We start from the raw sequence: 13,013 nt of genomic DNA, 5'->3' as shown, positions 1-13,013 counted from the left end.
GAGGAAACGGGGTGGGTTTCACATCCGGTCGGATATGGCTCTAGCTCCTTGGTGCTTCCTGTGCGCCTTTGACCCCCAGCGCGATCGCAATCAACGCAGCACCTTCCATGATCAGTTCGATCGCGACGAAGAGACCAATGACCCAGCCCCATGACCGGACCCACTCCAGTTGGCCTTCTGGCGTGGCGAGTGCTTCCGCGCCCGGCGGGACAACCGTTCCATAGATCACGAAGCCGAGAACGATGGAGACCAACCCCGACAACAAGACCGCAATCCACGCGCTTCCGTGCCCACGAACCTGAAACGCCATCACGATACGAATGATGCCTGTTACGACCAGTGAAACGGCAAGGAAAAGTGTCAGCCAGAATGCGGAAGCGACCGGCGTGACGATCAGCAGGATGCCAGCCGCCACGTAGATGATTCCGATGATCACGTGCCACGCGACACTCTTCCATTCCCTGTGATGGAACCCGTCCAGCACCTGCGCAATCCCGCCAATGATCGCGAAAGCACCCAGCCAGAACATTGCCACAAGGGTCAGCTGGTAGGTCATGCCAAGCCCGATGACACCCAGCACTACCATGAGAATGCCAAGGGCCAGCAACCAGCCCCATCTTACGCCCATGTCAGCCAACCTGTTGCCTGTGGCCCCAGCCATTGGATTTGTCGCCATGACGAACCTCCTCTCTCAATTGTCGCTGGTATGAAGACTCTGCAGTCCCCCGACTTCAAGACTTCGATCGGGGATAATGATTACTGTGATGCCTTCTTTGCAATAGCCGAAATGTGTGACAGCGCACTCGCCGCATGTGCGCTGTCACTCGGAGCGAAGCGGTTGATCGAATTCGTCGCCACACCTTGAACGGTGGAATGCCCCTCGTTCGCCTTGTCGGGAGACATGCGACTTCCTGCGCCGACTGGCTGCCAAAACCTGCTTGAAGGGTCTGCGCATGCCACCGGATGTTCCACGCCCGTTGGCGCGGAAACCAAGCGGCCACGATGGGCCGCGCCGGCGACCGAGGGCGGGCGGATGCGGCAGCAGCATCGAACTCATTGCATGCGTCAGCGTCCACGCTCGGTGGATGTGCGAAGCGCTTTGGTATTACGCCTTTTCCGACTGCCTGGCCTGTTTCTTCTTCCGTTCGTCATGCCGGCGAGCCGCATCTTCGCATTTCTTGCGAAACGCCTCGACTTCGCTCTCGGTCAAATGCTCGATGCCGATGAACTGATCGTGGCCCCTGCCCACCCTGATCAGTTCGTCCAGCTTGGCCTGGATGGCCGCGCCGTCGCGATTCTGGGTGTTCTGGATGAGGAACACCATCAGGAAGGTCACGATCGTCGTCCCGGTGTTGATGATCAACTGCCAGGTATCCGAGAAGTCGAACAGCGGCCCGGTGACGGCCCATATGGCGACGATGCCGCAGCACAGGACGAAGGTCGTCGGCATGCCCGCGGCATGTGCGACCCGGTTCGCTGCCTTGGTGAAGATCGCTTCCGCAGACATGGCCGACCTCGCCACCCTCGAGGATTGCCGCCGAGGACATGGTTGAAACCGTGCCGGAAACGCAGTTGCGGTCTCGCGGGTTCCGCAGGGACGCTCCTCCCGCGAAACCGTCGGTATCCGAACGTCAGCCGTCGCGGCCCTCCCAACGGTCGAGGAAATCCTCGATCGCCAGGTTCTGCATGTCGGGAATGGCTTCGAAAAGCCGTTCGGACGGCCAGTCCCACCAGGCGAGCCGATCGATCCGGGCGGCGACCTCGGGGTCGAAACGAAGCCGCAAGCGTTGCGCCGGCATGCCAGCCACGATCTCATAGGCACCGACGTCGCGCGTGACGACCGCATTCGCGCCGATGACGGCCCCGTTGGCGATTGTAACGCCGGGCAGGATCACCGCGCCATGGCCGATCCAGACGTCATGGCCGATCAAGACCTTCTTCGCCCGCCGCCTGTCCCGAAATCCCTGATCGACGCCGAGAAAGCGGAAATATTCATTGGGGCGGTAGCTCAGCTTGTGAGTGGTCAGCCGTTCCAGCGGATGCTCCAGCGCGTTGATGCGGCTGTTCGCGGCAATGGAGCAGAACTTGCCGATCGTCGTGTAGATAGCCTCGGCATGCCGCTCGAAATAGCTGTAGTCGCCGACCGACACCTCGCGCAGCACAACGCGCTCGCCGATCGCCGAATAGCGGCCGAGCCGGCAGGATTTCAGCTCGGCGGTCGGGTGGATGCGCGGTTCCGGATCGGTGAAGCGGAGATCGGCGGTCATGGCGGCGCTTTACGCCGGCCGCGACGCCGCCGCAAGCTTAGGAGACATCGGAAAATAATCGCTTCGCTTTGCGCCCCTCACTGTCCTGCCGGACGACCGGCCGGGTCCCCGCTGCTTCGCAGCGTCCCGGCGTTCGCTGGCCTTTCATCGTGCCACTGGCACGATGAATTCGCTCCGCGAACCGGGTGCTCACCCCCGCAAGCGGGGAGAGAGCCGATCGTGTCTACGTTTTTGCCAATCGCCGAGGTTTCCGATTGGCGAAATCCGAGCGCCCGGCCTCTCTCTCCCCGCTCGCGGGGAGAGATGTCCGGCAGGACAGTGAGGGGCAAGCCAGGGGCGGCAGCACCGCACCGCCTTCGCCAGATTTTTGGTCGAAGCAATTCGGTTAATTTTAGACGCCGCCTTACTTGGGCTTGCCCTTCGCCCAGACGACCTGCTGGCCGTAGAGCGGCACGGTCGACATCGACATCTTGGCCGAGCCGTCCTGCACCTGGCGGGAATGCGCCAGGTAAATCAGCGTGTCGTTGGTCTTGTCGTATATGCGGTTCACCACCTGCTTTTTCCAGATCAGGCTGATGCCCTGCTTGAACACTTCCTCGCCCTCTTCGCCGAGCGCGATGTCGTGGATGGTGATCGGTCCGGTCTGCCGGCATGAGATCGCGGTGTCGGACGGATCCTCGAACCAGTTGCCCTTCTGCAGCCGGTCGATCACGCCGCGATCGAAATAGGAGACATGGCATGTGACGCCATCGACGCCGGGGTCCTTGATCGCCTCGACGATTATGTCGTTGCCGAGCCAGTCGACGCCCACCTCGCCGACCTGCTGGGCCGCGGCAGGCCAGGCGGCGGCCGCGCAGCCGACGAGAAAGCCAAGGGCAATACGGCGCATCCATATCTCCTTCGGGATGATTCTGCCCTCTCACTTGGGGCGAGCTTCTATCCCTTGCAAGCAGGGTGGCATATTCCAGCGTCAAGTTGGCATCTTTTGCAGGCAGGCCTGCCGCGCTATCTTGTTGGCATGAAGGCACAGGCCCGCATAACCACGCTGTCGCTGACGAAGATCGGTCTCGGTCTCGCCGTGCTCGCGGCCGTTTCTGGGGTCGCATTCGCCTCCTGGCTCGACAAGGGCGCGGCGATGTTCATGGCCATGGCAGAGGCCGGGCTGGCCTGGTGCTTCTGACGACCTGACCGCCCACAGCCTGGAACCCTTTTCATGATGCGCTTTATCCTCGTCGGAATTCTCGTTGTGATGGCGGCCGTTGTCGGCCTCATGACCTTCCAGTGGTACCGGGTCCAGCACTCCGGCGAGGCCTTCGGCGCCCCCTTTACGCTGGTCGATCAGAGCGGGCAGCCGATCACCGAGGCGGCCCTCCGTGGCGGCCAGCCTTCCGCCGTCTTCTTCGGCTTTACCCATTGCCCTGAAGTGTGCCCGACTACGCTGTTCGAACTCGACGGCTGGCTGAAGAAGCTCGGCGACGACGGCAAGGACATCCGCGCTTACTTCGTTTCGGTCGACCCGGAGCGCGACACGCCCGAAATCATGAATGCTTATGTCGGCAACGTCTCCGACCGGATCGTCGGCATCACGGGATCACCCGACGAGATCGCAGCCATGACCAAGTCCTTCGGCATCTACTCCCGCAAGGTGGAGACGGAGGGCGGAGACTATACGATGGATCACACGGCGTCCGTGCTGCTGCTGGGCCGCACAGGAGATTTCTTCGGCACCATTGCCTATGGCGAAAGTGCCGACGCCGCCATCGCCAAGCTCAGGCGGCTGGCCAAGGAAGGCTGAGCCCGGAAGACGTCGGTGGCGAACAGGGAGCGCAGGATCCTGATCGTCGGAGCCGGTCCGGTCGGACTGGCGGCGGCGATCGAATTCACGCGTCGCGGCTATCGCCCCCGTATCGTCGACATGGCGCCCGGCCCGCCGCCCATCGCCGAAAGCCGCGCTTTGGCGATCAATGTCCGAAGCCTGGACCTGCTCGAGCCGGCGGGCGTCACCGCGCGCATTCTGGCGGAAGCCGTGCAGGTCAGAGAGATGCGCATGTTCGCGAATGAACGCGCGCTGCTGACGGTCGACACTACGCAGGTCAATGGCAGGTTTCAGGGCATGCACGTCCTGCCTCAAGGTCGCACCCAGCGTATCCTCCTCGAGCAGTTCTCCCAATTCGGCATGAAGCCCGAATGGAGCACGGCTTTTCAGGGCCTGTCGGGCCAGGGCGATAACCGGAAGGCGCTGCTGAAATTGTCCGACGGGGCGGGCGTGGAGGTGGGTTTCGACATGCTCGTGGGCGCGGACGGCGCCCATTCGCTGGTCCGCAAGGCAGCGGGCCTGGAGTTTCCGGGCAATGCCCTCGCCGAAACCTTCCACCTCGTCGACTATCGCTACGCGAACGAAATCGACACTTCCTTCATAGAGGCGCATTTCTATGGTCCGGGCGTCATGGGCAGGTTGCCCGTCGATAGCAGAACGCTGCGGTTCGTCTCGACGCTAGCCGACTTCCGCGATCGCATCCATCACCCGGCACGGATCGAGGAGATTCCGTGGGAGGCGGAGTTCCGCGTGTCCTTCCGCCATGTCGACCCGATGGCGCGCGCCGGTGTCTTCCTGTGCGGCGATGCCGCCCATATCCATTCGCCGATCGGCGGGCGCGGCATGAATCTCGGCTTCGAAGACGCCTGCTGGCTGGCCTGGCTGGTTTCGGAGGGGCGTGAGGCCGAATATTCCGACCTCAGGCTGCCGGCCGTTCGGCGTGTCCTTGCGGAGACCCGTCGCAACACGGGAATGGCATTGATGCGCAATCCTGTTGCGCTCGCCGCCAGGAACGTGTTGATGCCGATGCTGGGGGGCCTGCCGTGGCTGCGCCGCCAAGGCGTGCGTGGCGCGCTTGGCCTCGATACGCCATCCCCGCCCTGGCTCGCCTGATCCGGAAACCGATATTCATGCCGCAAACCCGCCTTCACATCGCCTCCAGCCGCGCCGAAGCGGATCGCATCTATGCAGCCCTGGAAGCAGCCTTCGAGGAGGACGGCTATCCCCTCGCCCTGGTCGAGATCGACGAGGCCGAGGATGTGCACGAAGTCTCGCTCTACACCGACGGCGATGCCGACGAGGTCGAGGCGCGCATGCGCACGGCCGTGGGGGATGTCGCATTTGCGCGCGAGACGCTGGCCGACATCGACTGGGTCGCACGTTCGCTCGAGGGACTGAAGCCGGTTCGGGCTGGACGCTTCTTCGTCCACGGCGCGCATGACCGTTCCCGACGCCGGATCGGCGACCTGGCGATCGAGATCGAGGCGGGACTCGCTTTCGGCACCGGCCATCACGGCACGACGTCTGGCTGCCTCGACATGATCACCACGGTCGTACGGCGCGAGAGACCGCGCAACGCGCTCGATCTCGGCACGGGCAGCGCCGTGCTCGCGATCGCGCTGGCAAAGCTCTCGCACATTCCCATCCTGGCGACCGACATCGACCCGGTGGCGACAAGGGTTGCCGCCGAAAATATCAGGCTGAACGGCGTCTCCGCCCTTGTTGAAACCGCGACCGCGACCGGCTTCCACCACCCGATCTTTGCCCGCCGAGCGCCTTTTGATCTGATCGTCGCCAACATACTGGCACGGCCGCTGATGCGGCTGGCACCCGAAATGGCAGCCCATACAGCGCCGGGCGGCGCGCTGATTCTCTCCGGCATATTGGAGCGGCAGCGCGACGCCGTGCTCGCCGCCTATTGCGGACAGAAGTTCCGGCATGTGCGCACCCTGCCCCGCGAGGGCTGGGTGACGCTGCATCTCAAACGCTGACAGCCGGATCAGCTGCCGAAATCGGACCCGACGCTCCGGCCGATCTTAGTACACCAGCGAATGCGGACGCTTGCGCAGTTCGGCGCGGCTGTAGCCGTGGGCCTTCAGCGTCTCGTCGTCGAGCATCAGAAGGGCGCCTGCGACATAGCGGTCGGCCTGCTTCTCGCGGGCGGCGATGAAGGCGGAAAAGGCACTACGGAAGAAGCTTTTCGAGGTGGTCATGGTTCTGTTTCCCTGGCGAGTGACCCACTCCTCCACAACCAGAAGCTAGGCGTCCTTCCCCCGTCGGAGAAGGTCGGAAGTCGCATGGCACCCATTCGTTTTTGCGTGTGCGAAGACGATATGCTGCAATGCAAAATCAACACTGTCCTCCCGTGACCGTAATGGCTGGACCCCATAGCGCGGCGTTGCCAGTCCGCTTCACGCCGGCTACCGTTGGTCGGGAAAGTCGCCGATAGATTGGCCTTGGGAATGCGTGGCAAAAAGATGTTCCAAAGTTTCGAGTCCGAGAGTGATCCGTCCAAGGGTGCGGAACATATTGCCCTGTTGCGGAAATGGCTGAACGAGAGGGGCCTTACCGGTTTTGTGGTGCCACGCGCCGACGAGTACCAGGGAGAATATGTTCCACCGCGCTCGGAACGGTTGCGCTGGCTGACCGGTTTTGCCGGCTCCGCCGGTGTGGTGCTGGTGCTGATGGACCGCGCCCTCATCTTCGTCGACGGGCGCTATACGCTGCAGGTCCGCGACCAGGTCGATACGGCAGTGTTCACGCCGGTGAATCTGGTTGAAACGCCGCCGGATGCCTGGGTCAAGGCCAATCTCGGCAAGGGGGCGAGGATCGGCTTCGATCCCTGGCTGCACACGATTTCCGAGGCGCACGACTGGCGCGCCGCCGCCGAAAAGAGCGGCGCGGAGATGGTGGCGGTCGAAAAGAACCCTATCGATGAACTCTGGGCCGACCAGCCGGCGGCACCGCTTCGGCCGGTCGAGATCCAGCCGATCGAATTCGCCGGCGAGCTGGCAAAGGACAAGCTGGCGCGTCTCGCGGGCGTGCTCGCCAGGGAGGGCGCGACCCATTGCGTGCTCACCGACCCGTCCTCGCTCGCCTGGGCCTTCAACATCCGCGGCAGCGACGTGCCGCACACACCCCTGGCGCTGGGTTTCGCGGTGATTGCGGCGGAAGGGCCGCATCTCCTCTTCATGGACAAGCGCAAGCTGCCGATCGAACCGGAAGCCTATCTGACCCAGCTTGCCGATCTGCGCGCACCCGGGACCCTGGAGGCCGAGATTGCCGCGCTTGCCGCAAAGGGCGCCAGGATCGCGCTCGATCCGAAGCTTGCGGCCGAGCGCCTGCGTACTCTCGTGGAGGAAAACGGCGGCAAGGTTCTGCAACTGGCCGACCCGGCTCGCCTGCCGCGCGCCACGAAGAACGAGGCGGAGATCGCCGGCACCCGCGCGGCGCACCGTCGCGACGGCGCGGCGGTGGTGAAGTTCCTGGCCTGGCTCGATGCGCAGCCGACCGGATCGGTCGACGAGATCACCGCCGTGACCAGGCTGGAGGAAGCCCGCCGGCAGACCGGCGAAGAGACGCAGCGCCCGTTGCGCGACGTCTCCTTCGACACCATCTCGGGCGCCGGCCCCAATGGCGCGATCATCCACTACTGTGTCTCGCACGCGACCAACCGCAAGCTCGGCGACGGCGAACTGTTCCTTCTGGATTCGGGCGCCCAGTATCAGGATGGCACCACCGACATCACGCGCACCGTGGCGATCGGCCGGCCGACCGACGAGATGCGCGAGCGCGCCACCATCGTGCTGAAAGGCATGATCGGCATTTCGATGCTGCGCTATCCCAAGGGCACGCGTGGCTGCGACATCGATGTCGTCGCCAGGATCGCACACTGGAAAGCAGGGGTCGACTATGCTCATGGCACGGGCCACGGCGTCGGCTCCTATCTATCGGTGCATGAGGGACCGCAGCGCATCGCCAAGGCGGGCACCGAAAAGCTGCTCGAAGGCATGATCCTGTCGAACGAGCCTGGCTATTACAAGGCAGGCGCCTACGGCATCCGCATGGAGAATCTCATCCTGGTCACGCCGGCGGAACCCATCGAAGGCGGCGACATCGCCATGTACGGCTTCGAGACCCTGACACTGGCGCCTTTCGATCGCCGGCTGATCGTGGCGGCCCTGCTCAGTTCCGAGGAACGCGCGTGGCTCGATGCCTATCATGCCCGCGTTCTGGCCGAGATCGGTCCAATGGTCGGCGGCGATGTGCTGAAATGGCTGGAAGCCGCCACCGCCCCGATCGATCAATGAGGCGCATCTATGCGTTCCGCAATCGCTTCCTGTTTGCGGTGAATGCGATCATCATCGCGAGCAACTCATACCCGACGATCGACAAGATCGACCGTTGGACCGTGGCTGCATGGCCCAAGCGCCCCCGATGCGCCGCGCCGGCAATTGAGGTCGCATCGATGCGTCGGCATGCGCCGCCTGGACGCCTCGGCATCCAGACCAGTTGCATTACTCGACATTGGCCGTGATGCCGGTGGCCGGCGAGGTGGCATCCTCTGCCTCCGGCGGGGAAAAACGGAAATACTTCTCTTCGGCAACGGCATTGAGGAGAAACAGGTTGGCCACAGCCGGCGACATCCGCATATCGGGGAAATAGGTCGTGAAGAGGCTAAGCGCCTCACTCCGATGAGAGAAGAATTCGAAGACCCGGCGCTGCACGAACTGCACGAGGTCGGGATCGGCCTTGCTGATCAGCAGGGCATAAGGTTCATACGTTACGTAGGGGTGCTCCTTTTCGATTTCCGACGTCGGGCAACCGTGCTGTTGTGTCCAGGCGGCCAGCTTGCTGAGGACTATCTCGCGGTCGCCGAAATAGGCGAACTGGTAGCCGAGCGGCGACTGTGACTTCCTGCAGAACGTCTTCATCAGCTCGGAGTGACTTTCCATGACGCAGAACCGATACTTCGGCCCAGAGCCGGGTTCCACCCCTTCCGGTGGCGTGCCGTCAGGCCCCGGGCAGTCGAGCGTCTTCTTCGCCGGGGCGTTGCAGTCCTGATCCTTTCCTCCGTCGCGCCTGACGCCGAACAGGTCGATCTGGCAAGCCCACCGCGCCACCACGGAAGCCGTCGTATCGGCGACATAGGCAAGATAGGCGTCGCTCCCTGTCTGGCGGGTCCGCCTGAGGAGATAGGTGACCCCTGAGGCAAAGACGATCGGTGAAAAGATCCCATTCGCGCGCGTGTCGGGGTCGGAGAACCGCAAGGTCACGGGATCGCAGAAGATGTCGACCTTCTGATCGTCGTCCGCGAGATTCGGATCGTAGGGTCGGTCGTCCTTCGATATGCGAAGCCGGTCGAACCGGTCCCGTGCGTCGACAGGGACAGACACGACGGTGTAGTCGCTGCCCTCGAATATCTTGTAGCAAAGCTGGGCCATATACCCCTTGAACTGCCCGTCCCCGTTGACACCAAGACGATAGGAGAACGGCTCGGCGTCGGTGCGAAAGCCGGCCACGATCACCTTCCTGCCTTCCGGGGCCTGCGCATCCACCGGCTGCGCAAAGGCCGAAGAACCGAAAACCATCATCAGGGCGATCACGGCCAGGCCGCTGGCCGTCAGACCGGGCACGACGCTTGGCGTCGGCACCGTCTCGTCCTTGCCGCCGGACCGTGCCGGCCGCACAAAGACGCCGGCGGCGAGCAACGCGATGACAACGTAGACAATCAGGTCGGTGGCATTGTAGTGCCGGAAACAGCCCGCGGGGCTGGTCACCAGGTCGAGCAGAAACACAGTGTCTTCGGAGCAGGCGACAGGCGACCAATACGCCAGGTGCGCGGCCATCCAGGCCAGGACCAGCACTGCGCTGATCACACCGAAGAGCAGGGTCGGCACCTCCCGGTTCCTCGCATTAGCCGCCACACTGTCGGCCGCGCAGACGACGACCAGTGTAAAGAACGCCGCCGCGCCCGCCTGTGAGAGAAAATAGGCTATGGCCGGCTGCTTGCCGCCGAACAGCAATTCGCGGAAATGGGCGGGGTTCTCCGCGATCACCGCCATCCATAGAAGAGTGAGCAGGCTCAGCCCCACCAGGGCGACGAAAGCCGCGAGCACCACGACCGCCAGCACTCGTCGCATCAATTGACCCGACATGCGCGCCAGCCGGATAGGCTGCCAGTCATCCTTGGACTGAAGATAGTGTCTCCAGAAGAACACCGCGAGCAAAGGCAGCCAGAAGATTGCCGCGATCCGCAGCGTCTCCAGCCCCGCCGTGACGAGAACCGTCAGAACCGTCCGATCTACCGCCGTCAGCAGCGAGTGCAGTCCGGCCGCCGTGACCGCGGCATAGATGAGGAATACCGGAAACAGCAGCATCAGGACGCCGACATCGGGCCCAGGAGGTGCCTTTTCATCCGGAAAAGTCCGCTGCATCACCGCGCTGAAATCACGGTCCCGGATGTTCTGATAGGCTTTGTCTCTTTCAGCGTAGATCGTGAAGATCGCGGCGAACTCGTCCCTGAGCCGTTCCATTTGCTGGATCGTCGCCGTCAGCTTCGTCTCCAAACGACGCTGGTGCTTGCCAAGCGAAACGTCCTCCCGCTCCGTTTTTTCCCGCTCACGGGCGTGTCCGGCCTTGTCGTAATCGGTCTCCAGTATTTCACTGAAGTCCTGCAAGGCGACCTCAGCCTCCGCTATCACCTCCACTTCGAGGCGTTTCAGGTCCTCCCGGACGCTTCCGGCCGGCCAGGCTTTCTCATCCCGGATCAGCTTCAGAAGAAGCTCGAGTTCTTCATGGATCACCATGACGCGCCTGACCAGGTCGGTCGCTTCGATGTGTCGCTCCGCCCAGGCGGGCAGTCGCGCCGCCTCGGCCGAGACGCGTGCCGAGACCATGCTCTCCAGCTTGGCGAGCAGGCTGCGCGTATTGTCCCTGATCTTCACCGGGATGCCGACCCATTGATGCGCCTTCTGCCTCAGCCAGGTCTCGACGATCTCCAGTGGCCTGATAAGCGGCGCAAATCCCGCAAGTGCCAGCGCGAGCGTCAGAGGCCATTGTTCGCTGCGAAGCGCTGCGTTGTCCACTTCGACCTGGAGCCCCGCCATGGGTATCGATCCCACGGCCCTGAGAATCAGCCCGCCGAAGAACGTCATGGCGAAATAGGCCGCGATCAGCGTGCCCGCGTAGTAGGCATAGGCCCGTCGCATCGGACCGGGGCCACGCAATTGCGGCGGCGCCAGTTCGCGAAGCACCCGGTAGTCGAAAGACGATGGGTCAAAGGTCCGCTGCCGGAAGCGCTGCCTGGCGAAGAACGCGATGACACAGACCCCGAAAACGAAGGCCAGTATGAAACCCCATTCGAGCCGGATGCCCATGAACGGCAGGAGAGGCCGTTGCTCGGGCCTGAGCAGGTCGAAGTTCCACAGCGTCGTTGGAACCCCGTTGGGCCAGACGTTCTTGAAGGCTCCTTCCATTGCATCCTCCCGCGGCGGAGTGCAAAGGCCTCAGTCGCTCAGCATTTCTGGACCTTTGGATCACAAGGGCCGGCTGAATATGCCGGCGCAGTACCACCAACATGGGACGCCAAGGAAACGAGTATCAACGCAAGCAGCAAGGACGCACGCATGGCTCAAACCCCAGAACTACCCGTTCAACAACAATATCACAAAATTCGAATCCTTGCCAGCATCCGGCCTTTAAAGGCAGGCCCGCGGTGCTGAACTTGAATTTAGATGAAAATTTTACCTTTTGGACGGTCCGGATTCTATCGGATTTCTTTCTGAATTTCCGATAGCAGCCCCTGGGAACCGGCTCTCGACAGCCGGCAACCCAGGCTCAGGGCAGGAAATGCCTGAGCGCGATCAGAACCGCGGCGCCGGTCAGGAACATCGGCATCATGCCGGCCCAGACCAGCGAGACGGCGCCGGCGACGACGAGCGCGATGATCTCCGCAGGGCCACCCTCCACGGCGGCGGGTGCCACCAGCGTCGTCAGCACGGCCGCGGGGACCGCGTTCAACGCCGCCTCGACGCGTGGATGGACGCGTTCGAAACGCGACAGCACCAGATGCCCGCCGGCCCGCGTGAGATAAGTGAGCACCGCGCCCGCCAGAATGATCCATACGGTGGTGCTCATAGGCTGGACTCCATGTCGCCGTCCGGTTTCGGCATGGGCTTGTCGAGAGGCGCCATGATCGCGGCAAGCACGATGCCCGCCGCCGCGCCGATCGAGACGTGCCAGGGCGACCCGACCAGCTTGTGGGCGAGGACCGAGGCGATGCCGCTCACGACCACGATCGGCAACCAGAGCGGTCGTTTGCGGAACCCCATGACGATGCCCAGGAAGTAGATCGGCAGCAGGAAGTCGATACCGAACGCATGGGCATCGGGAAGCAGCCGCCCAAAGACCGCGCCGAGGGCCGATTCCACCACCCAGAAGAAGTAGAGCGGCAGAGCCATGCCCATGTACCAGGTGAAGCCGGCGACCTCGCCTTTCTCGCCCTTGCGCTCGGCTTCTGCATATTGCGGATCCGTCAGGAAAAAGAAGCCGATCGCCTTCTGAAAGGAGCTCCAATGCGCGATCCGCCGCCCAATCCCCGCCGAATAGAGCACATGCCTGAAATTGACGGCGAAGATCGAGAACACAACCAGCCATGCGGGGATATTCTGGCCGAACAGCTCGATGCCGACCATCTGGCTGGCGCCGCCGAAGATCGTCGCGCTCATCATGGTCGCCTCGACGACCGTCAGGCCGTTGTCGACGGCAAGCGCGCCATAAAGGACGGCAAAAGGCGCAGAAGCGATGACAACAGGCATTCCGAGCTTGGCGCCGTCCCAGAATTCACTCGTGCCGGACCGTGTCCGGATTGCTTCGACAGTCATCGGTTTTCCCTGAAGAGGCCGACTGATTAGGCCGCGTGGTTCTTG

Annotated in this window: 14 protein-coding genes; 6 read left to right on the top strand and 8 right to left on the bottom strand. The window is 63.1% G+C overall.

Annotated elements, in window-relative coordinates:
* Positions 1-40: 40 nt before the first annotated feature.
* The 4 genes from JN280_RS19005 to JN280_RS18990 form a co-directional block, all read right to left on the bottom strand.
* A complete protein-coding gene (locus JN280_RS19005) occupies positions 41-676 on the bottom strand; it encodes an HdeD family acid-resistance protein (protein WP_202314293.1) in 636 nt (211 codons plus the stop codon).
* A 429-nt stretch (positions 677-1,105) separates the two neighbouring features.
* Entirely contained in the window at positions 1,106-1,507 is a 402-nt protein-coding gene (locus tag JN280_RS19000; RefSeq protein ID WP_202314291.1) for a low affinity iron permease family protein, read from the bottom strand.
* Positions 1,508-1,631: 124 nt separating this feature from the next.
* Positions 1,632-2,267, bottom strand: a complete 636-nt coding sequence (locus tag JN280_RS18995) for a DapH/DapD/GlmU-related protein (protein ID WP_202314289.1) — start codon at positions 2,265-2,267, stop codon at positions 1,632-1,634.
* Between the two features lie 403 nt (positions 2,268-2,670).
* Entirely contained in the window at positions 2,671-3,156 is a 486-nt protein-coding gene (locus JN280_RS18990; protein WP_202314287.1) for a CreA family protein, read from the bottom strand.
* Between the two features lie 129 nt (positions 3,157-3,285).
* Between JN280_RS18990 and JN280_RS18985 the strand changes: the two genes are divergently transcribed.
* From JN280_RS18985 to JN280_RS18970, 4 genes are read left to right on the top strand one after another with little or no spacing between them, the layout of a single operon-like run.
* Complete coding sequence (locus JN280_RS18985; protein WP_202314286.1) at positions 3,286-3,447, top strand: hypothetical protein; 162 nt, start codon at positions 3,286-3,288, stop codon at positions 3,445-3,447.
* Positions 3,448-3,480: 33 nt separating this feature from the next.
* Positions 3,481-4,062: an SCO family protein gene (locus tag JN280_RS18980; RefSeq protein WP_202314285.1), complete on the top strand. Its 582-nt coding sequence runs from the start codon at positions 3,481-3,483 to the stop codon at positions 4,060-4,062.
* 15 nt (positions 4,063-4,077) lie between these two features.
* A complete protein-coding gene (locus JN280_RS18975; protein ID WP_202314284.1) occupies positions 4,078-5,196 on the top strand; it encodes an FAD-dependent oxidoreductase in 1,119 nt (372 codons plus the stop codon).
* A gap of 17 nt (positions 5,197-5,213) precedes the next feature.
* Complete coding sequence (locus tag JN280_RS18970; protein ID WP_202314283.1) at positions 5,214-6,074, top strand: 50S ribosomal protein L11 methyltransferase; 861 nt, start codon at positions 5,214-5,216, stop codon at positions 6,072-6,074.
* A 45-nt stretch (positions 6,075-6,119) separates the two neighbouring features.
* Here the strand turns inward: JN280_RS18970 and JN280_RS18965 are convergent, their stop codons facing one another.
* A complete protein-coding gene (locus tag JN280_RS18965; RefSeq protein WP_202314282.1) occupies positions 6,120-6,296 on the bottom strand; it encodes a hypothetical protein in 177 nt (58 codons plus the stop codon).
* A 264-nt stretch (positions 6,297-6,560) separates the two neighbouring features.
* On the opposite strand from JN280_RS18965, the gene JN280_RS18960 reads away from it, so the two are divergent.
* Positions 6,561-8,393 (top strand): aminopeptidase P family protein, encoded by a 1,833-nt coding sequence (locus JN280_RS18960; protein ID WP_202314281.1) that lies wholly within the window; start codon positions 6,561-6,563, stop codon positions 8,391-8,393.
* The gene (locus tag JN280_RS18955; RefSeq protein WP_202314280.1) at positions 8,390-8,620 is read left to right on the top strand and encodes a hypothetical protein; all 231 of its coding nucleotides are present in this window, start codon (positions 8,390-8,392) and stop codon (positions 8,618-8,620) included. Before JN280_RS18960 ends, JN280_RS18955 begins: the two co-directional genes overlap by 4 nt.
* Here JN280_RS18955 and JN280_RS18950 read toward each other — a convergent pair.
* From JN280_RS18950 to JN280_RS18940, 3 genes are all read right to left on the bottom strand, one after another.
* Positions 8,601-11,561, bottom strand: coding sequence for a hypothetical protein (locus JN280_RS18950; protein WP_202314278.1), 2,961 nt, complete (start codon positions 11,559-11,561; stop codon positions 8,601-8,603). The two genes, JN280_RS18955 and JN280_RS18950, sit on opposite strands and share 20 nt — an antisense overlap.
* A gap of 361 nt (positions 11,562-11,922) precedes the next feature.
* Positions 11,923-12,222, bottom strand: a complete 300-nt coding sequence (locus JN280_RS18945) for an AzlD family protein (protein ID WP_202314276.1) — start codon at positions 12,220-12,222, stop codon at positions 11,923-11,925.
* Positions 12,219-12,968: an AzlC family ABC transporter permease gene (locus tag JN280_RS18940; RefSeq protein WP_202314275.1), complete on the bottom strand. Its 750-nt coding sequence runs from the start codon at positions 12,966-12,968 to the stop codon at positions 12,219-12,221. Before JN280_RS18940 ends, JN280_RS18945 begins: the two co-directional genes overlap by 4 nt.
* Between the last annotated feature and the right edge of the window lie 45 nt (positions 12,969-13,013).

Source organism: Mesorhizobium sp. L-8-10 (assembly GCF_016756635.1).
Classification (GTDB): domain Bacteria; phylum Pseudomonadota; class Alphaproteobacteria; order Rhizobiales; family Rhizobiaceae.
The sequence above is the reverse complement of the archived record's forward strand: the minus strand, read 5'-3'. Positions and strand labels throughout refer to the sequence as shown.